At 67.4% G+C, this 18,789-nt stretch carries 21 protein-coding genes; 16 read left to right on the top strand and 5 right to left on the bottom strand.

Annotated elements, in window-relative coordinates; genetic code table 11:
- Positions 1–7: 7 nt before the first annotated feature.
- On the bottom strand, positions 8–1,462 hold the full coding sequence (locus B9C99_RS03270; protein ID WP_088896941.1) for a sodium:alanine symporter family protein: 1,455 nt from the start codon (positions 1,460–1,462) through the stop codon (positions 8–10).
- Between the two features lie 97 nt (positions 1,463–1,559).
- Between B9C99_RS03270 and B9C99_RS03265 the strand changes: the two genes are divergently transcribed.
- The 12 genes from B9C99_RS03265 to B9C99_RS03210 all read left to right on the top strand — a co-directional run bounded on the left by B9C99_RS03265 (position 1,560) and on the right by B9C99_RS03210 (position 8,729).
- Positions 1,560–2,369: a DUF2786 domain-containing protein gene (locus tag B9C99_RS03265; protein WP_088896982.1), complete on the top strand. Its 810-nt coding sequence runs from the start codon at positions 1,560–1,562 to the stop codon at positions 2,367–2,369.
- Complete coding sequence (locus tag B9C99_RS03260) at positions 2,366–2,893, top strand: TIGR04338 family metallohydrolase (protein WP_088896940.1); 528 nt, start codon at positions 2,366–2,368, stop codon at positions 2,891–2,893. Before B9C99_RS03265 ends, B9C99_RS03260 begins: the two co-directional genes overlap by 4 nt.
- 291 nt (positions 2,894–3,184) lie before the next feature.
- Complete coding sequence (locus B9C99_RS03255; RefSeq protein WP_088896939.1) at positions 3,185–3,871, top strand: hypothetical protein; 687 nt, start codon at positions 3,185–3,187, stop codon at positions 3,869–3,871.
- 5 nt (positions 3,872–3,876) lie between these two features.
- Positions 3,877–5,262 carry an SRPBCC family protein gene (locus B9C99_RS03250; protein ID WP_088896938.1) on the top strand — a complete coding sequence of 462 codons (1,386 nt, stop codon included), beginning with the start codon at positions 3,877–3,879 and terminating at the stop codon, positions 5,260–5,262.
- Positions 5,259–5,669: a gas vesicle protein GvpJ gene (gene gvpJ / locus B9C99_RS03245; protein ID WP_024102484.1), complete on the top strand. Its 411-nt coding sequence runs from the start codon at positions 5,259–5,261 to the stop codon at positions 5,667–5,669. The genes B9C99_RS03250 and gvpJ (B9C99_RS03245) overlap by 4 nt, the downstream gene beginning before the upstream one ends.
- A complete protein-coding gene (locus B9C99_RS03240) occupies positions 5,669–6,481 on the top strand; it encodes a GvpL/GvpF family gas vesicle protein (RefSeq protein WP_088896937.1) in 813 nt (270 codons plus the stop codon). The genes gvpJ (B9C99_RS03245) and B9C99_RS03240 overlap by 1 nt, the downstream gene beginning before the upstream one ends.
- Before the next feature lie 2 nt (positions 6,482–6,483).
- Complete coding sequence (locus tag B9C99_RS03235; RefSeq protein ID WP_088896936.1) at positions 6,484–6,738, top strand: gas vesicle protein GvpG; 255 nt, start codon at positions 6,484–6,486, stop codon at positions 6,736–6,738.
- A 4-nt stretch (positions 6,739–6,742) separates the two neighbouring features.
- Entirely contained in the window at positions 6,743–7,039 is a 297-nt protein-coding gene (gvpO, locus tag B9C99_RS03230; protein ID WP_088896935.1) for a gas vesicle protein GvpO, read from the top strand.
- Complete coding sequence (gene gvpJ / locus B9C99_RS03225; protein WP_088896934.1) at positions 7,036–7,434, top strand: gas vesicle protein GvpJ; 399 nt, start codon at positions 7,036–7,038, stop codon at positions 7,432–7,434. Before gvpO ends, gvpJ (B9C99_RS03225) begins: the two co-directional genes overlap by 4 nt.
- Entirely contained in the window at positions 7,427–8,215 is a 789-nt protein-coding gene (locus tag B9C99_RS03220; RefSeq protein WP_088896933.1) for a GvpL/GvpF family gas vesicle protein, read from the top strand. Before gvpJ (B9C99_RS03225) ends, B9C99_RS03220 begins: the two co-directional genes overlap by 8 nt.
- Entirely contained in the window at positions 8,212–8,439 is a 228-nt protein-coding gene (locus B9C99_RS03215; RefSeq protein ID WP_060652494.1) for a gas vesicle protein, read from the top strand. The genes B9C99_RS03220 and B9C99_RS03215 overlap by 4 nt, the downstream gene beginning before the upstream one ends.
- Entirely contained in the window at positions 8,436–8,729 is a 294-nt protein-coding gene (locus tag B9C99_RS03210) for a gas vesicle protein K (RefSeq protein ID WP_016693994.1), read from the top strand. Before B9C99_RS03215 ends, B9C99_RS03210 begins: the two co-directional genes overlap by 4 nt.
- A 10-nt stretch (positions 8,730–8,739) precedes the next feature.
- Here the strand turns inward: B9C99_RS03210 and B9C99_RS03205 are convergent, their stop codons facing one another.
- A complete protein-coding gene (locus B9C99_RS03205; RefSeq protein WP_088896932.1) occupies positions 8,740–9,876 on the bottom strand; it encodes an acyl-CoA dehydrogenase family protein in 1,137 nt (378 codons plus the stop codon).
- 10 nt (positions 9,877–9,886) lie between these two features.
- On the bottom strand, positions 9,887–11,056 hold the full coding sequence (locus B9C99_RS03200; RefSeq protein ID WP_088896931.1) for an acyl-CoA dehydrogenase family protein: 1,170 nt from the start codon (positions 11,054–11,056) through the stop codon (positions 9,887–9,889).
- Positions 11,057–11,158: 102 nt separating this feature from the next.
- Here B9C99_RS03200 and B9C99_RS03195 point away from each other — a divergent pair, with 102 nt between their 5' ends.
- The 4 genes from B9C99_RS03195 (at position 11,159) to B9C99_RS03180 (ending at position 16,090) form a co-directional block, all read left to right on the top strand.
- Positions 11,159–11,785 (top strand): TetR/AcrR family transcriptional regulator, encoded by a 627-nt coding sequence (locus B9C99_RS03195; RefSeq protein WP_088896930.1) that lies wholly within the window; start codon positions 11,159–11,161, stop codon positions 11,783–11,785.
- Positions 11,786–11,795: 10 nt separating this feature from the next.
- Positions 11,796–12,590 (top strand): LLM class F420-dependent oxidoreductase, encoded by a 795-nt coding sequence (locus B9C99_RS03190; protein WP_088896981.1) that lies wholly within the window; start codon positions 11,796–11,798, stop codon positions 12,588–12,590.
- 60 nt (positions 12,591–12,650) lie between these two features.
- Positions 12,651–13,883: an alpha/beta fold hydrolase gene (locus B9C99_RS03185; protein WP_088896929.1), complete on the top strand. Its 1,233-nt coding sequence runs from the start codon at positions 12,651–12,653 to the stop codon at positions 13,881–13,883.
- A gap of 128 nt (positions 13,884–14,011) precedes the next feature.
- Complete coding sequence (locus tag B9C99_RS03180; RefSeq protein ID WP_088896980.1) at positions 14,012–16,090, top strand: PhoX family phosphatase; 2,079 nt, start codon at positions 14,012–14,014, stop codon at positions 16,088–16,090.
- A 62-nt stretch (positions 16,091–16,152) separates the two neighbouring features.
- Here the strand turns inward: B9C99_RS03180 and B9C99_RS03175 are convergent, their stop codons facing one another.
- Positions 16,153–17,490, bottom strand: coding sequence for an amylo-alpha-1,6-glucosidase (locus tag B9C99_RS03175; protein WP_088896928.1), 1,338 nt, complete (start codon positions 17,488–17,490; stop codon positions 16,153–16,155).
- Positions 17,491–17,609: 119 nt separating this feature from the next.
- Positions 17,610–18,779 carry an LLM class flavin-dependent oxidoreductase gene (locus tag B9C99_RS03170; protein ID WP_088896927.1) on the bottom strand — a complete coding sequence of 390 codons (1,170 nt, stop codon included), beginning with the start codon at positions 18,777–18,779 and terminating at the stop codon, positions 17,610–17,612.
- Positions 18,780–18,789 lie beyond the last annotated feature (10 nt).

Genomic DNA, 18,789 nt, shown 5'->3' with positions numbered 1-18,789 from the left:
GGGGAATCTACCGTGCGTCGCTCGATCGGCTCTCGACTGGCGTGATGTCGTCGTCGTTCCAGACCTGGATCCCACGGATGCCCGGGACGTCACCGGCGCGGAAGACCGCGTCGCGGCCCTGCTTGCGCTGCGCGCTGTAGTGGTGGAACAGGGCGTAGGCGATACCCGACAGCGGGATCAGGGCGATGAGGTTGACGGTGGCCATGATCCCCATGGCGAGGTCGGCCAGGGCCCACACCAGCGGCAGCGAACCGATCGCCCCGAGGAAGACGCACAGCACGACCGCCGAGCGCAGGTAGGGCAGGATGCGGCGCGATCCGGTGAGGAACTCCATGTTGGATTCGCTGTAGTAGTAGTTGCCGATCACCGAGGTGAACGCGAGGAAGAAGATCAGCACGGCGAGGAAGTGCACCGTCCAGTCGCCGAGCTGCAGCGCGAGCGCGTTCTGCGTCAGAGCGGCACCCTCCAGGCCGCTGCCGAATTCGGGCTCGGACAGCAGGATGATGAAGGCCGTGATCGAGCAGACCAGCAGGGTGTCGAAATAGACGCCGAGGCTCTGGACCAGACCCTGCTTGACCGGGTGGGAGACCGCGGCGGCGGCACCGGCGTTGGGCGCCGAGCCCATGCCGGCCTCGTTCGAGAAGAGACCTCGGCGGATGCCGTTCATGAAGGCTGCACCGAAACCACCACCGACGATCTCCTCGAGACCGAAGGCGTTCTCGACGATGAGGCGGAACATGGTCGGAACCTCGCCGATGTTGAGGACCACGACGATGATGCCGATGACCAGGTAGACGAACGCCAGGACCGGCACGACGATCTGGGACACGCCGGAGATGCGGCGGATACCGCCGAAGATCACCACGCCGACGATGAGGGCGACGACCAGGCCCACGATCACCTGGAGTGTCATGGTCTTCTCCCCGACCGAACCCGCGACGGCGTCGACGATCGAGTTGGTCTGCACCGCGTTGAACACGAAGCCGTAGGTGATCGTGATGATGACCGCGAAGATCATGCCCATCCAGCGCTTCCGCAGCCCGTACTGCATGTAGTAGGCGGGGCCGCCGCGGAAGGTGCCGTCCTCGTCGCGCACCTTGTACAGCTGGGCGAGGGTGGACTCGAGGAAGGCGGTCGCCGCACCGACCAGAGCCATCGCCCACATCCAGAACACCGCGCCGGGACCACCGAGGCTGATCGCGATCGCGACACCGGCGACATTGCCCGTTCCCACTCGGGAGGCGGCCGAGACGGAGAAGGCCCGGAAGGCGGACAGGCCCGGTTCGCCGTTGGGTTGTCTCTCGGGTTTCTCCACGATGGAACGCAGCATGTCGGGCAGGAGCCGGATCTGGATGAACCGGGACCGGATCGTGTAGTACAGGCCCGAACCGATGAGCAGTGCGATCACCGCATACCAGAACGTGTCGTTGATATCGGTGACGAAATCGACCGCAGTGTCCATCTGCACGATCTTGGTGGGTCGCGGGCGGTTTCGCAGGAATTTCGTGCGTGTTCCCGGTCTCGTGGGCGGAGTCGGTGCCACGCTCTACGCTCGCTGGGTGAGTTCGGACAAGATGTTGAGCCGTATCGGCGGGTTGCTCCGCCAGGCGGAGTCCACCGACAACCCTCACGAGGCCGACGCCTTCCTCGCCGCGGCGCAGCGGCTCGCGACGTCCTCCTCGATCGATCTGGCGGTCGCGCGCAGTCACACGGCGGCGAAGGAACGCCGCGCGACTCCCGTGCAGCGGCTGATCACCATCGGCGAGACGGGGAAGAAGGGACTGCGCACCTACGCCCAGTTGTTCATCGCGATCGCGGCGGCCAACGACGTGCAGTGCGACATCACCGCGAACTCCACCGTCATCTACGCCTACGGCTTCGCCGACGACATCGACGTGTGCGAGGCGCTGTACTCGTCCCTGCTCGTGCAGATGGTGCGCGCGTCCGACGCATATCTGCGCGAGGGCACCTACCGGAACGAGACCACGGTGCGCACCGTCGTCGAGGAACGCGGCGGTCGCCGTGTGCGCACACGCGTGCGCAAGCCCGTTGCCGCGGTGACGGCGCGGTTGAACTTCCAGTCGGCGTTCGCCGCCCGGATCGGTGCCCGACTGACCGAGGCGAAGCAGGAGATGGAACGCGAGGTGGAAACATCCGCGCCCGGCACGGCGTTGGTGTTGCGTGGGAAGAGTCTGGAACTCCAGGACTTCTACCGCAGTACGTCGCAGGCACGGGGGAGTTGGCGGGGCAACCGGGCACCGTCGGCGCGCTCGGCCGATGCCCGGCGTGCAGGCGATCGCGCCGGACGCGCGGCCCGACTGGGAACGGCACCCGAACTGCCGTCGGCTCCGAGGAGGCTGGAACGGTGACCAAGGTGCGTGATACCCGCAGAACCGCTGTGTACGAAGCGGAGTCGATCGTACGGAAGATGCTCGACCGCGCCGACGAGCGCGGGTTGCGGACCGTCGAGGTCGCCGGTTCCCACGTCACGCTCCCGGTCGAGCGACGGTTCGCGTCCATCGCCTCGGTCCAGGACTACATCGACGCCGTGCTCGCCCTCGACTGGGTACGCGCCCGGTGGGAGCGCGCCGCCGTGCCGGTGCGTGTGCGGGCCCGTGCCGGCAACGCGGCCGCACACTACGAACGCGACTGCGCGACGATCGCCCTTCCCGAGCACCGGGCGAACACCGCGTGGGCGTTCCGCGAGATGGTGGTGCTGCACGAGCTCGCGCACCATCTCGATCCGCAGGATCCTGACGACGCCACCGAGGGTGCCCACGGGCCGGCCTTCGTCGAACGCTTCCTCGCCCTCGTCGGCGAAATCATCGGCCCCGAAGCGGCATTCGCGTTGCAGGCGACCGGGATCGCCGCCCCGGCGCATCCGCGTCGATAGTCTCCGGTTTCCGAAACCCTTACCGGCTCGAGAACCTTTCTTTGACATCGCCACGGACGGCCGGACCGGATATGTAGCAATGCTCGTATCCTGCTGCATAACATACTGATTGGTACTTTCCGAGCCCGTCGTCCACTCCGGAATCCGTGTGCCGACGAAGCATGCGAATCAAGGTCTCGAGTGACGTACTGTGGTTTGCATCACACAAAGACGCGCGTCGGCTGCGTACCGAGATCTCCCAGCCCCTTCCGAGCACGCCACACGACGCGCGGCATACGAAGGAGAACGGTGATGAAACCCGGAGCACGAGTCGCCCTCGGTGTGGGCATCGGATATTTCCTCGGCCGTACCAAGAAGATGCGGGTGGCCATGATGCTCGCCGGCGCCGGAATGACCGGCAAACTGCCCAGCAATCCGCAGGAACTCCTGCAGCGCAGCGCCTCGATGCTCGGCTCGTCTCCCGAGATCAACAAGATCACCGAATCCGTTCGCGGAGAACTCATGCATGCGGCTCGTGCCGCTGCTGTGACCGCGGCCAGCAACCGGATCGACGCCCTCAACGAACGTCTGCAGTCCCGCGCGAGCGGTGGCGGCGGACGATCGGAGGAGGAACCCGAGGACGCCGAATACGAGGACGAATACGACGAATCACGCGACGAGGAGGAAGGTCGCGGCGGCAGGCGTCGCGGCAGCCGGAATCGCGACGAGGAGCCGGAGTACGACGAGACGGACGAAGAGGGTTCCGACGAGGAGGATTCGGGCGATGAAGAGGAGCCGGAACCCGAGCGTCCCGCACCGCGGCGCCGTGCAGCCCGCGCCACATCCCGTCCGCGGACTTCCCGCAGCAAGAAGACAGCCGACAACGAGGACTCGGACGACTCGGAGGAGGCACCTCCGAAGCCGCGCAAGCGCGCAGCGCGTAGCACTGCGTCGTCCTCTTCCTCCGGTCGTGCGCCCGTACGTCGAACGAAGCGGTGAGAGCGATGGCCAGATTGAGCGATGTATCGGGCGGAGTCGCCGACGCGGTGGGCAAGGCCGGGAAGACCGCGACCGATACCGCCGGTAACGCCGGCCGCAGCGCCACGGACACGGCCGAGAAGGCCACGGGCGGACTGACCGGCGGTCTGCAGCAGTCGTTGCAGGGCCTCGCAGGAACCGTCGCGCAGAATGCGCTGTCGAGCCTGTCCGACAGGGTCACCGGTACGGCAGGACGATTACAGGATTACTCCGAGGGCAAGGGCGGCAATCTGGCCAGTGCGCTGACCGGTGTCGACAAGCTCGCTCAGGGCGATTCGCCGTTGAAGGCGGCGGCGAGTTCGGGATTCGAGAACCTGAAGAACACCGCGAAGGACAAGTTCGAGGACGTCAAGGAGTCCGTCACCGGCGGTGGCGGAGGCAAGGGCGGGGGCGGAAAGAAACTCAAGCTCACCAACATCGTCGAGAGCATCGACGTCGGTGTGCCGATCGACCTCGCCTACGACCTGTGGACCCAGTTCGCCGACTGGCCGAAGTTCATGAAGAAGGTCGAACAGGTCGAGCAGGTCCAGGACGAGAAGCTCCACTGGACCGGCAAGGTGTTCTGGTCGCGCCGGAACTGGGAGTCCACGATCCTCGAACAGGTCCCGTTCGAACGGATCGTGTGGCGGTCCAAGGGCGGCAAGGGATACATCGACGGCGCGGTGACCTTCCACGAACTCACACCCGATCTCACCCGGATCCTCATGGTGCTCGAGTACCACCCCCGGGGTCTGTTCGAGCGCACCGCGAATCTGTGGCGGGCGGTCGGCCGCCGATCACGCCTGGAGCTGAAGCACTTCCGGCGCTACGCCATGACCGAGGCAATCCTGCATCCCGACGACATCGTCGGCTGGCACGGCGAGATCCGCGAGAGCGAGGTCGTCAAGGACGACGAGACCGCGCGTCAGGAAGAAGAGGAGCGCGAGCAGGAGGACGCCCGCGAGAACGGCGAGGAGGGGGACGAGGGGGAGACCGACACCTCCGGTGACGAGGACGAGATCCGCGACGAGGACGAGATCCGCGACGAGGACGAGGATTTCGAGGAGGGTGAACCGTCCGAGGGCGAATACGAGGACGAGGCGCCCGAGGACGAGGAGTCGGCCGAGTACACAGGCGACGAGGACTCACCCGAGGACACAGGCGACGAGGAGTCGCCCGAGGATGAGGAGGATCTCGAGGACGAGTATCCCGAAGAGGAGGACGAGACCGAGGAGGACGAGTCCTCCGGCGAAGAACCCGACGACGAAGAGGACGAGCCCGAACCGCCCCGGAAGCGTGCGCCCGCGAAACGGACCCGCGCGACGAAGTCCACCGGTACGCGCTCGGCCCGCTCGAGAGGATCCCGGTCATGACCATCCAACCTGCAGGGGGCGGCGGTGGAGGCGGCGGGGGCGGTATGGCCCGTCCCAATTCGTCCGGCCTCGCCGACGTCATCGACACCATCCTCGACAAGGGTCTCGTCATCGACGCGTTCGTGCGTGTCTCGCTCGTCGGTATCGAACTGCTCACCATCGACGCCCGCGTCGTCGTGGCCAGTGTCGACACCTACCTGCGTTTCGCGGAGGCGGTGAACCGGCTCGAGATCTCCGACAACGAGCCGAAGGGTCTTCCGGATCTCGTCGGCGACATCACTTCCGGCGGTTCCAAGCACAAGACGAAGGGAGCACTCGAGGCTGCGGGGGAGAAGGTCAGCGAGTTCCTCGGCGACGTCCAGGAGCAGCGGCAGCCCGCTCGACGATCACGCAGGGGTGAGGACTGATGTCGACCGAACAGACCGAACGGCCCGAGCAGGGCGACAACGACGAAACCGCCACGACCACTGCGGTCTACGTCTACGGAATCGTCCCGTCGGATGTGGAACCGGAGGATCACGCGGAAGGGGTGGGCAATCCGCCGGCCGAGGTGTCGGTCGTCAAGTCCGGTCGCATCGCTGCGCTGGTGAGCGAGATCCCGACCGATCGTGCCCTCGGCACACCGGACGATCTCAAGGCCCACGCCGCGTTGCTCGACGGGACCGTGACGGTTGCCCCGGTGCTCCCGTTGAGATTCGGTGCGGTCCTCACCGATCGGGATGCGGTGGCCGCGGAGTTGCTCGAGGGGAACGAGGACGAACTCGCCTCGGCCCTCGACCAACTCGACGGGCTCGCCCAGTTCGTCGTGAAGGGGCGGTACGACGAGAGGGCGATCCTGCAGGAGATCCTCGAGGAGAACTCCGAGGCGGCGCAGTTGCGGGAACAGATCCGCGGGCAATCCGAGGACGCGACCCGCGAGGCCCGGATGGCGCTCGGGGAGATCATCAACGCGACGATCGAGGCCAAACGTAACGAGGACACCCGTCACACGGTCGAGGCCCTGTCGTCGCTCGAACCGATGGTCAACGAACGGCAACCCACGCACGAGCAGGATGCCGTGCACATCGCCGTCCTCGTCGAACTCGAACGGCAGGACGAGCTCGAACAGACCCTGCAGGAACTGGGCCGGGAGTGGGAGGGCCGGGTCGAGATCTCGTTGCTCGGTCCGATGGCGGCCTACGACTTCGTGGCGAAATCCGATCCCGGTGAAGGAGGTTGACGATGGGTCTGCTGACCTCCCTGCTCACGTTGCCCCTCGCTCCCGTCAAGGGAGTGATGTGGCTCGGAGAGATCATCCAGGAGCAGGTCGAACAGCAACTGCACGATCCCGCCAACGTGCGGCGCGAACTCGAGGAGATCGAGGAAGCGGCGGAGGCGGGCGAGCTGACGCCCGAGGAGAAGGACGAGGCGCAGCAGGCCGTGCTGAACCGGATGATCTCCCGGGGCGGCTCCGGTTCCGCCGAGGGAAAGGAGTGATGCCGTGGCGCAGGACACCGGCCCGCCCGCGATCTCGGCGGCCGAGGCCGCATCGGCGGCCCTCGCACATCTGAAGGAACTGACCTCCAAGGAGGCTCAGGGGGTGACCTCCGTCGAACCCACCGAGGACGGATGGGTCGTCGAGGTGGAGGTCGTGGAGGACAGGCGGATTCCGTCGTCCGCCGACATGCTCGCGCTCTACGAGGTGGAGATCGACCTCGACGGGAATCTGCTCGCGTACCGGCGGACCCGGCGTTACGGACGCGGTAGCAGCGACATCGGCGCGAGGACCGGGTCATGACGGTGGTCGGTGGGGGAGGCGGCACGTCGTCGCCGCAACCCTACGGGGGCGGAGGCCGGTCGACCAATCTTGGCGACATCCTCGAGCGTGTCCTCGACAAGGGATTGGTCATCGCCGGCGACATCCAGGTGAATCTGCTCGACATCGAACTGCTCACGATCAAGCTCCGTCTCGTCATCGCGTCGCTCGAGACGGCCAAGGCCGTCGGGATCGACTGGTGGGAGAGCGATCCGTGGTTGACGAGCAAGGCCCGTGCACCCGAGGTCGATTCGAGCCGGGCGGAACTCGAGTTGGAGAACCGGCGGTTGCGTGAGCGGTTGGCCGCACTCGAGGCCCGAGCGGAGGAGCTGGAGCCGGAACCGGCGGAGATCGTGGACGAGGAGGACCGTGACTGACACGACCGGGATCTGGATGTACGCGGTGACCGACGGGACGCTCGTCGGCCACGAGACCGAGGGCGCCTCCGGTGTCGCCGGCGAGCAGGTCCGCACGGTGCAGGAAGGTGGGCTGACCGCCGTGGTCGGAACGGTGCCCCTGGACGATTTCGGCGAGGCCGCACTGGCACGCAATCTCGAAGACCTGGACTGGCTGGAAAGAGTGGCCCGCGCCCACGATTCGGTCGTCGCCGGATTGGCACGGCACGTCTCCGTGGTACCGCTGCGACTCGCGACCGTCTGCCTCGACGACGAACGGGTCCGTGCCCTGCTCACCGAGCACCGGGAGCAGTTCTCGTCGGCGCTCGCACTCGTGACGGGTCGTACCGAATGGGGGGTCAAGGCGTTCGCCGACCGCAAGGCGCTGACCGCGGCCGTCGCCGAAGCGCAGGCGGAAGGGGCGGGTTCCGGTGCGGGCACGGCCTATCTGCTGCGTCGTCGCGCGCAACTGGCGGCGCAGGAGAGCGTCGAACGCGACGCGGCCGAACGCGCCTCCGAGATCCACGAGCGACTGCTGCGCGTATCCGCTGCGGGTCGCCGGGGCGCGCCGACCGATCCGGCACTGAGCGGCAGCCACGAGTGGATGCTGCTCAACGGGACATACCTCGTCGACGACGACAGGACGGACGAATTCCGTTCCGAGGTAGAGGAACTCGGGTCGCTGAATCAGGGGATCAGGCTCGAGACGAGCGGTCCGTGGCCGCCCTACTCGTTCGCCGGAGCAGAACGGATCTCGCCGTGAGGTACGCCGACGGATCGGTGGACGAGGAACGGCGGATCGCTCTGATCGACCTGCTGGACCGGGTGCTGTCCGGCGGCGTGGTCATCACCGGCGACATCACGTTGTCGATCGCGGAGATCGATCTGGTGCGGATCTCGTTGCGTGCGTTGATCTCGTCGATCAGCACCCTGTCGCTGCCCGGCGTCGACGTCCCCGTTCCCCGTGGAGCCCGGGAGGGTTCGTGAGCGAGCCGGTGAACTTCCCGTCGCGTATCGACGCCGATCCCGAATCCGTGGAACGGGGCCTTGTGACGCTGGTGCTCACGCTCGTCGAACTGCTCCGGCAGCTGATGGAGCGTCAGGCCCTGCACCGCATGGATGCGGGGGATCTCAGCGACGAGCAGATCGAACGTCTCGGCACGACACTGATGCTGCTCGAACAGCGCATGGGCGAACTGCGCGACCATTTCGGGCTCACCCCCGAGGATCTCAACATCGATCTCGGTCCGCTGGGGACACTGCTGCCCCGGGAGTGAGCCCGATCGGTCACATTCCGGCGATCTCCACGAGCTCGTAGTCCTTGACGCCACCGGCGAGCACCCGCAGGTGATCGTCCATGGTGCCGAGGGTGTGCTCGATCGCGGTCAGGCGGCTCAGGTAGTGGCCGATGGAATGCTCGGCCGTGACACCGATGCCACCGTGCATCTGCACGGACTCCTGTCCGATCTTCCGTGCGGACCGGCCGACCTGCAGCTTGGCGCGCGACGCGATGGTCGGGTCGACGATGCCGTCGGCGAGGGCCATGGTCGCGTACAGGCTCATGCTCGACGCCAGCTCGTACAGCACGTACATGTCGGCCGCACGGTGGGTGAGCGCCTGGAACATCGACAGCGGCACACCGAACTGCTTGCGCTGCTTGAGGTAGCTCGTCGTCAGCTGAACCGAGGAGTCGAGGGCACCGACCGCCTCGGCGCACAGTGCCGCCTGTGCGTGCACCTGCGCCGCGGTGATGGCGGCAGACGCGTCGGCCGCCTCACCGAGCGGGGTGGCCGCGACGTCGTCGAGCACGAGCTGCGCACCGCGACGCTCGTCGTGGGTGCGGTACGGAGTGCGGACCAGACCGTCAGCCGATGCGTCGACGACGAACAGTCCGACGCCGCCCTCGGGAAGCTTCGCGGAGACGATGAAGGTATCGGCGCAATCACCGTGCAGCACAGGGTTCTTGCGACCGGAGACGGTCCACGAGTCGCCGTCGCGCGCCGCGGTGGTGGCCACCTCGGTGTGCGGCCAGCGGCTGCCCGGCTCGTCGTGCGCGAACGCGAGGAGCACGGTGCCCTCGGACAGTCGCGGCAGGATGTCGGAGCGCTGCGCGTCGGTGCCGACCTCGGCGACGAGCCGGCCGGGCAGGTAGACGCAGTCGAGCACGGGCTCGGGTGCGAGGGCGCGGCCGATCTCGGTCATGACGGCCATGACCTCCACCGGTCCGGCGCCCATGCCGCCGTGCTCCTCCGCGAAGGGCAGGCCGAGCACGCCGAGTTCGGCGAGCTGCTTCCACACGTCGCGGTTCCAGCCCAGGTCACCTTCGGCCACCCGGTTGCGCGACTCGACGTCGTACGCACCCGAGAGCAGGTCGCGGACGGTCGCGCGGAGCATGTCCTGTTCGGTGTCGAGTTCGAAATTCATGTCCGGGGCCTCACAGTCCGAGAATCGAGGAAGCGATGATCGAACGCTGAACCTCGTTCGACCCGCCGTAGATGGTGACCTTGCGGTTGTTGAGGTAGGTCGGCATCGTCAGCTGCGCCCAGTCGGGCGAGTCGATGTCGGCCTCGCCGGCGGGCAGCGAATCGGGACCGGCGATGTCGACGAGCAGTTCGGTCGCGGCCTGCTGCAGCTCGGAGCCGCGCATCTTGAGCAGCGACGATGCCGGATTGGGCTTGCCGTCGGCCGAACCGGCGACGACGCGCAGCTGGGTGAGCTCGAGAGCGAGCAGTTCGTTCTCGAGTTCGGCCAGGCGTGCCGCGAAGATCGGGTCGTCGAGCAGCGAGCCGCTACCGTAGCGGGTCTCGGCCGCGAGGGACTTCGCCCGCGCGAGCTTGACCTTGGTGGCGCCGACCCGGGCGATGCCGGTGCGCTCGTTGCCGAGCAGGAACTTCGCCTGCGTCCAGCCGGTGTTCTCCTCGCCGACGAGGTTCTCGGCGGGAACGCGCACGTCCTCGAAGAAGACCTCGTTGACCTCGTAACCGCCGTCGATCAGCTTGATCGGACGGCGGGTGACGCCCGGGGTGTCCATCGGGAAGAGCAGCATCGAGATGCCGGCCTGCTTCTTCGCGTTCGGATCGGTGCGGACGAGGCAGAAGATCCAGTCGGCGTGCTGCGCGAGCGTCGTCCACGTCTTCTGCCCGTTGACGATGTAGTCGTCACCGTCGCGGACGGCGCGGGTCTTGAGGGACGCGAGGTCGGAGCCGGCCTCGGGCTCGGAGAAGCCCTGGCACCACCAGATGTCGAGGTTGGCGGTGGCGGGAAGGAAGCGTTCCTTCATCTCCTGCGAGCCGAACTGTGCGATGACCGGCCCGATCATGGAGGCGTTGAACGGCAGCGGGTCGGGCACCGACGCGAGCTGCAGCTCGCTGAGCCAGATGTTGCGCTGCATCGGCGTCCAGTCCTGACCGCCCCATTCGACGGGCCAGTTGGGAACGGCGAGGCCGCGCGAATGCAGGATGCGCTGGACGGCGACGTAGTCGTCCTTGCCCAGCGGGGTACCGGAGGCGGTCTTCGCACGCACTTCGGCGGGGATCTCGGTGGTGAAGAAGGTGCGCAGTTCGTCGCGGAACGCACGCTCCTCCTCGGTGAGCTTCAGGTTCATGGAGGGGCCTTCCAGGGATGCCGGCGCCGTAGCGCTTCTCGCGATTCCAAACTAACCTTACATTGTTAGCTCGTCCAGGCCGGGCCGGAAGGAGGACGATGGATGGCGCGCCCGCGCACGCCTCTGCTCAGCCGTGAACTCATCCGCGACGTCACGCTGCGACTCGTCGACGAGCACGGCCTCGACGCCGTCTCGATGCGTCGGATCGCCGCCGAACTGGGTGTTCGCGCCCCGTCGCTGTACAGCCACTACGCCACGAAGGAAGAACTGCTCGACGACATCGCCGACGCCATCGGCGAATCGGTCGACGTCAGCGGGTTCGCCGAGGACGACTGGCAGGAAGCGCTCCGACGCTGGGCCCGCACCTACCGGGACGCGCTCGCCGCGCACCCGAACATGGTGCCCTTCCTCGCGTCGAGCCCCGGCACGCGGCCCGTCTCCCTCCAGGCGTCCGACGCCATCCACGGCGGCCTCACCCGCGCCGGCTGGCCGCCCCGCTTCGCGACGATGATCGGCGCCTCGATCAAGTACATCGTCATCGGTTCCGCCATCACCTCGTTCGCGGGCGGATTCGACGATCACATCGACACCTACAACGAGCGGTATCCGCATCTGTCGCAGGCGCATCGGCTCCGCGAGTACGCAGCCGAGATCGACGCCGAGAGCTTCGACCTCGTTCTCGAGTCCTTCCTGCGGGAACTCGGGCGACGATACGAGATGTTGCCTTAACGTGGACTCCATGACGCGCCCCATTCGCATCGGACTCCAACTACAGCCCCAGCAGCAACCCGACTACGGCGTCATCCGCGACACCGTGCTCCGCGCCGAGGACGCAGGCGTCGACATCGTGTTCAACTGGGACCACTTCTACCCGCTCTACGGCGACCCCGACGGCGCCCACTTCGAGTGCTGGACGATGCTCGGCGCCTGGGCGGAGCAGACCGAACGTGTGGAGATCGGCGCACTGGTCACCGGCGGTGGCTACCGCAACCCCGACCTGCTCGCCGACATGGCCCGCACTGTCGACCACATCAGCGGCGGCCGTCTCATCCTCGGCATCGGCTCGGGCTGGTTCGAACGGGACTACACCGAGTACGGCTACGAATTCGGCACCGCGGGCTCCCGCCTCGATCTGCTCGCCGAGTACATGCCCCGCATCGTGAACCGACTCGGCAAGCTGAACCCGCAGCCCACCCGGCACATTCCCATCCTCATCGGTGGTAGTGGCCCGAAGAAGACGCTGCCGATGGTCGCGAAGTACGCCGACATCTGGCACAGCTTCGACGAGGTGGAGACCCACGCCGAGAAGTCCGGGATCCTCGCGCAGCGCTGCGCCGAGGCCGGTCGTCGCCCCGAGGACATCGAACGGTCCACCAAGTGGCCCGGTGCCGACGCGGCCCCGTCCTATGTCGAACTGGGGATCACCCAGTTCACGGTGAGTTCCGGCGGTCCCGACTACGACCTCACCGAACTGCGCGAAGCCATCGCGTGGCGCGACGACAACTCCGCACCCCCACTGACAGGCCTGAGCTGATCCCGGCCCGTGCCGACGGGCCCTGAGCCGAGCACAGCACGTCGGTAGCATCGGTGGTGCATGTCGAACGCACCATGGCTACCGCCCTGCACCGCCGACGACTGGGACGACGGTCGTCGGCGGCGACGTCTCCGCGATACCCGCACCGGTCATCACTGGGTGCGGTTCGGCCGGCTCCGCAGAGCCCTCGCACGCACGGCCGTCGCGGCGCTCCCGCTCGTCGCCCTGTTCACCCAGTACTGGGCATGGGACGTCGCGCCGGTCCGTGAGCGACTCGCTCTCACGCAGCCGGAGATACATCCGATCCACGACGCGGCGTCGCGGGCGGACCGCGACACGGCGGTCGTCGATCTCGTGGGCCTGGGCAATCTCGACGCGACCGAAACCGCCACGGCACTGCCCGCGCTGAGCGAACTCGGGCAGGTGTGGGCGGTCGAGTACGACAACAGCGGTCTCGACACCGCCGTCGTCAGCCGTCTGATCCACGAGCGTGCGGCGTGGTCGGGGATCGAGAACATCGTGCTCACCGGGCACAGCATGGGCGGCATCATCGCCCTCGAGGTCGCCCAGCACCTGTACCAGGACACCGATCTCGAGGTGACCGGCGTGATCCTCGACTGCACCCCACTCGACCTGCATGCCGTGCGCGCCGACGCGCGCAGTGCCGGTGAGGACCTGTTGCGGTGGATCGGCTGGCTGCCCGGCGCGCGGGAGAGCCGCAGCATGCGCATGCTCGTCGAGGTGGTCGCCCGCATGGACCGTTTCGTACTCCCCTCGGACCGGTGGTACCGACGCATCGACACCGAGGAGTTGCGCGACGTCGCGGTCGAGGTGCTCAACGACAAGATCTTCTCCACCGACGCCGCGAGCAACGGGCTGATCGAATCGCAGTTCCGGGCGATCGTCGCATCCGGTGCGATCGACAACCTGCGGGCACTCGCCGACGAACGCGACGACAAAATCCGTCCCGCTGTGGTGTTCCTCCGGCCTCGGAACGCACTGTCCGACAACGTCGTCGACGTCGAGTACAGCCACCGGATCCTGATCGACCAGTCCGGCGGTGTCGACGGCACGCTGCTGGTGTCGAAACTCGACCGCACCGGCCACGCCAATCCCATCCAGGCTCCCGCCGAATACAACACGGCGATCACCGATCGGGTGGTGCCGTTCGTCGACGGCAGGCCCGGCGAGGTCGAGGACGAGGACGAGCAATCGCAGGACGGGGAGTTCTCCGATGTCGACCGTCCCGGTGTCCGGCCGATCGTGGATCTCGACCGCATCGCCCCGGGTTGACCTCGACCCGTTCTGTGACCGCCGTCTCACGTCCGCAGAATGCTCATCGGGTGTTCACCTTCTCGTTCCGTCCGACTCGCCTGGCGCTCCTACGGTTCCGGCGTCGAACCGATTCCGAGGAGAACGTTGTGGCCCGTAGAGTCCTGCCCTTGTTCGTCACGCACGACGGCATATCATCGCGCTCGAACATCACGTGCAAGTACAAGTGCGGGGATGCCTGTTCGCACGCCGTCCCGAACACCTCCGGCGGTGAATACTTCGGCGACATCGTGCGCGCCGCCGTCTCGCGTCGCGGGGTCCTGCGGGGCGGTGCCATGGCCGTGCTCGCCGTCGGCGCCGGTGGTGTCCTGACGGCCTGTGCGGACGATTCCGCCGCGGCCGCCGGCAGTGACGCCGCGGCGGCCGGTGATCTCGGACCGGCGCCCGACGGCACGAACTTCACGGCGGTCGCACCGAACACCGATGACGCGGTGACGGTTCCGGAAGGATACGAGAACGACGTCGTCATCCGCTGGGGCGATCCGGTGCTGCCCGATGCCCCGGCCTTCGACATCGGCAACCAGACGGCGACCGCGCAGGAGAAGCAGTTCGGGTTCAACAACGACTTCGCCGGCCTGCTCCCGGTGGACGGCCGACCCGACACCTACCTGCTCGTCGTCAATCACGAATACACCACCGAACCGTTCATGTTCGCCGACTACGACCCGGACGACCCCACCGAGGAACAGGTGCGCATCGGCATCGCCGGTCACGGGATGTCGGTCGTCCAGGTGAAGGGCGAACCCGGGACCGGCCGCCTGACACCGCAATTCGGCGAGTACAACCGTCGTATCACCGGAACCACCGAGTTCCTCCTCACCGGACCGGCCGCGGGCAGCGACCTGTTGAAGACCACCGCCGACCCGACGGGCACGCGGGTCGCGGGAACGTTCAACAACTGCGCCGGCGGGCTCACCCCGTGGGGCACCGTGCTGTCGGGCGAGGAGAATTTCGACCAGTACTTCGCCAACGCCGAGAGTGTGACCGACCCGGTCGCCGCCGAACGTCTCACCCGGTACGGACTCGAGGGCGCGGACACCGAACGGAAGTGGGAACGATTCGACCGGCGCTTCGACATCGCCACGGAACCCAACGAGGTCAACCGGTTCGGGTGGATCGTCGAGATCGATCCGTGGGATCCGAACTCGGTGCCCGTCAAGCACACCGCTCTGGGACGGTTCAAGCACGAAGCGGCCACCGTCCACATCACCGACGACGGCACCGTCGTGTCGTACAGCGGTGACGACGAACGCTTCGACTACATGTACAAGTTCGTCTCGTCGCGGAAGATGCAGCCCGGTAACTCACGAGCGGCGATGCGGCACAACATGACCCTGCTCGACGCCGGCACGCTGTACGTCGCGAAGCTCAGCGGTGACCATCCGGACGAGATCGACGGATCCGGAACACTTCCCGAGGCCGGCGAGTTCCGCGGCAGCGGCGAGTGGATCCCGCTGCTGCGCGCGAACGAGGACGGCAGCGCCGAGTCGCTGGTCGACGGCATGAACGCCGAGGAGGTCGCGGTGTTCACCCGCCTCGCCGGCGACCGGGTGGGGGCGACGAAGATGGATCGCCCCGAGGACTTCGAACCGAATCCGGTGACCGGCAAGGTCTACGTCGCCCTGACCAACAACACCAAGCGTGGTGTCGACGGCGCCGCCCCGGCCGACGAGGCGAATCCGCGCGAGAACAACAAGAACGGTCAGGTCCTCGAGATCGACGACGACCACGCGGGCACGTCCTTCACGTGGACGCTGCTGCTCGTGTGCGGGGACCCGAACGAGGCCGACACCTACTTCGGCGGCTTCGACAAGTCGCAGGTCAGCCCGATCTCGTGCCCCGACAACCTGGCCTTCGATTCCTACGGCAACCTGTGGATCTCCACCGACGGCAACGCGCTCGGCTCCAACGACGGACTGTTCAGCGTCGTCCTCGACGGACCGCGCCGCGGTGAGACGAAGCAGTTCCTCACCGTGCCGATCGGCGCCGAGACGTGCGGGCCGATCGTGCAGGACGGCCGGGTCGTGGTGTGCGTGCAGCATCCCGGGGAGACGGACGACGCGTCGTGGGCGTCGCCGGCCTCGCACTGGCCCGACGGAGGCGGCTCCCAGCCGCGTCCCGCCGTGGTCGCGGCATGGAAGTCGGACGGCGGACGCATCGGGGTCTGACGTCTTCGTGCGTGGTTCCGGTTGCGCTCACTACTGCGCTCGCTACCGGAACCACGCACGGCTCATCCGAGCCAGTCCAGTACCGCTGCGGCGGTCCACGACTGCTGCATGCTGCCGAGCGGGTCGCCGGTGAACGGCTCGTAGTACTCGGCGAAGGTGCCGTCGCTCGCCTGCCGGAGTCCTTCCGCGCGAAGCACGTTCGCGCGTTCGGCCCAACCGCGACGGGCGAACGCCCATGAGAACAGCCACGTCATCACGGGCCACACCGGCCCGCGCCAGTACTCGCGGGGACGGAAGTCGCCCGAGACGGGAGAGGTCGACGGCGGGACCGCATAGCGAAGATCCGGATGCCCGCAGAACTTCGGCCCTTCGAAGGTGCGCAGCAGCGCCCTCTCGGCCTGCCGGTCGAGACCGCCGCACAGCAACGGCGCGAACATCGCGAGAGTGTCGGTGGCGACCCACTTCCCGCTGCGCAGGTCGAAATCCTTCGCCGCGCCCGTGCGCGGATCGGTCGTGGCGATCACCCCCTTCCGGAACCGCTCGGCCCACGAATACAGCTCGCGCACATCCGCGTTGGGACGGGAATGCTCCTCACCGATGGTCGCGAGCACCTCGCACGACAGCGAGAACACCGCGCTGACGAAGACGTCCTCGACCGCGAAGCTCATGGCCTTCGCGAGCACACTGTCCTCGTAGCGTGCCGTCTTCATCTCCTCGAGCAGCCACAGATAGCGCGCGTACTCACGGTCGGTGGGTCGCTGGGTGGCGTCGGCGACGTGCTCGAGATCCTCACGATGGAAGGGCGGCACCGGACCGGCGACGACGTTGGCGTACGCCGTATCCCAGCGCGGGGAGTTGTCCATACCCGACTCCCACCCGTGGTACAGCGCGATGCGGCCGTTGCCGTCGAGATCGCGCGCATGCGCGAGCCAACGGTGCCAGCGCACGAGATCCGCCCACCGGCGATCCAGGAACTCCTCGGCGACAGCACGTGTCGAACGACCGTGCCGCCGTGAATGCTCGAGGATGCGCTGCACGGCGATGGCGTGCACGGGAGGCTGTGTGATGCCCGAGGTCTGCACCTGAGCGGGTGCGTGCGCGGCCAGTTCGGACACCGCCCAACGTGCCGGGCCGGGGAAATAGCCGTCGACACCGTTGGCGAAGACGATGTGCGGGATCATCCCGTTCTTCCACTGCGCCGAGAGCAGGGTGTCGAGTTCGACCACCGCCCGTTCGACACTCAGCGGCGCGAGCCCCACGGCGACGAACGCCGCATCCCAACTCCACATGTGTGGATAAAGCTTGGGAGCGGCACTCGTCATGGTGCCCAGGTCGTTCCCACGCAACAGGTACGCCGCGCGTGCGGCGAGCTGTGTGGGCGTGAATCCTCGGTCCGGCATGGCCCCATTCTCTGTGCTGCGGACGGATCCGCATGACGAGGGCCGCAGCTGTAACAGCGCCGACACATTTCGTGCCGGCGCTGTGTCGAGCTGTGCTGTATCGAGCTGCCAGGCGATGGTCAGTGTGCGGAGGGCAGAAAGGCCGTCGAACCCGACAGGTCGCCCGCGCAGCGGGAGGTCGGCGCGAGCAGGCCGCGACGCTCGAGGATCGGACGCATGCCCTCACCGAAGCGGTAGGCCTCCTCGAGATGCGGGTAGCCCGACAGCACGAAGTGGTCGAGTCCGATCTCGGCGTACTCGGCGATGCGGTCGGCGACCTCCTCGTGGGAACCTACGAGCGCGGTGCCCGCGCCACCACGGACGAGTCCGACGCCCGCCCACAGGTTGGGGGAGACCTCGAGGCTGCGGGCGTCCTTGCTCGCGACGTAGGCGCTGCCGCCGCCGTGCAGCTCGACCATCCGTCGCTGGCCCTCGGAACCGGAACGGGCCAGGCTCTGCTGGGCCTTCTCGATCGTCGCGGGGTCGAGCGCGGAGAGCAGGCGATCGGCCTCGGCCCACGCCTCCTCGGAGGTGTCGCGGCTGATGACGTGCAGGCGGATGCCGTAGTCGAGGGTGCGGCCCTGGATGTCGGCGAGGCCGCGGATCCACGCGATCTTGTCGGCGACGGCGGCCGGCGGCTCACCCCACGTGAGGTAGGTGTCGCAGAACTGCGACGCGACGGTGCCGGCAGCGGGGGAGGATCCGCCGAAGAAGAGCGGCGGCACCGGATCGGGGATGCGCTGGAGCTGGGCGTTCTCGACCTGGATGTACTCGCCCTTGAAGTCGACCGGGCCGTTGCCCGCCCACAGGCGCTTGATCACGTCGAGGTACTCGCCGCAGCGTGCGTAGCGCTGGTTCTTGTCGAGGAAGTCGCCGAAGGTGCGCTGTTCGTGGTCCTCACCGCCGGTGACGACGTTGAGCAGCAGACGTCCCTGCGACTGCCACTGGAAGGTCGCGGCCATCTGCGCGGCCAGCGTGGGGCTGATGAGCCCGGGGCGCAGCGCGACGAGGAACTTGAGGGTCTCGGTGGTGTCGATCAGCATCGCCGTCGTCAGCCACGCGTCCTCACACCACGCGCCGGTGGGGGTGAGGACCGATTCGAATCCGCTCGACTCCGCGGCGGCGGCGATCTGGTTCAGGTAGCGCAGCGTCGCCGGCCGATCGCCCGACATCGAACTGCCGTGGCCCCCTGCCATCAGGTTTCGCGAGTCGCCGTAGGTGGGCAGGAACCAGTGCATATGCAGAGACAAGACGAAGTCC

It is taken from the genome of Rhodococcus sp. BUPNP1 (assembly GCF_002215235.1).
Lineage (GTDB): Bacteria > Actinomycetota > Actinomycetes > Mycobacteriales > Mycobacteriaceae > Rhodococcus.
This window is presented reverse-complemented; position numbering and strand designations above follow the sequence as displayed.

Bases quoted from the DNA above. Each gene is read 5' to 3' on its own strand.
- B9C99_RS03270 (WP_088896941.1), bottom strand. From the start codon at position 1,462: ATGGACACTGCGGTCGATTTCGTCACCGATATCAACGACACGTTCTGG.
- B9C99_RS03255 (WP_088896939.1), top strand. From the start codon at position 3,185: ATGAAACCCGGAGCACGAGTCGCCCTCGGTGTGGGCATCGGATATTTC.
- B9C99_RS03250 (WP_088896938.1), top strand. From the start codon at position 3,877: ATGGCCAGATTGAGCGATGTATCGGGCGGAGTCGCCGACGCGGTGGGC.
- gvpJ (WP_024102484.1), top strand. From the start codon at position 5,259: ATGACCATCCAACCTGCAGGGGGCGGCGGTGGAGGCGGCGGGGGCGGT.
- B9C99_RS03240 (WP_088896937.1), top strand. From the start codon at position 5,669: ATGTCGACCGAACAGACCGAACGGCCCGAGCAGGGCGACAACGACGAA.
- B9C99_RS03235 (WP_088896936.1), top strand. From the start codon at position 6,484: ATGGGTCTGCTGACCTCCCTGCTCACGTTGCCCCTCGCTCCCGTCAAG.
- gvpJ (WP_088896934.1), top strand. From the start codon at position 7,036: ATGACGGTGGTCGGTGGGGGAGGCGGCACGTCGTCGCCGCAACCCTAC.
- B9C99_RS03205 (WP_088896932.1), bottom strand. From the start codon at position 9,876: ATGAATTTCGAACTCGACACCGAACAGGACATGCTCCGCGCGACCGTC.
- B9C99_RS03200 (WP_088896931.1), bottom strand. From the start codon at position 11,056: ATGAACCTGAAGCTCACCGAGGAGGAGCGTGCGTTCCGCGACGAACTG.
- B9C99_RS03195 (WP_088896930.1), top strand. From the start codon at position 11,159: ATGGCGCGCCCGCGCACGCCTCTGCTCAGCCGTGAACTCATCCGCGAC.
- B9C99_RS03190 (WP_088896981.1), top strand. From the start codon at position 11,796: ATGACGCGCCCCATTCGCATCGGACTCCAACTACAGCCCCAGCAGCAA.
- B9C99_RS03185 (WP_088896929.1), top strand. From the start codon at position 12,651: ATGTCGAACGCACCATGGCTACCGCCCTGCACCGCCGACGACTGGGAC.
- B9C99_RS03175 (WP_088896928.1), bottom strand. From the start codon at position 17,490: ATGCCGGACCGAGGATTCACGCCCACACAGCTCGCCGCACGCGCGGCG.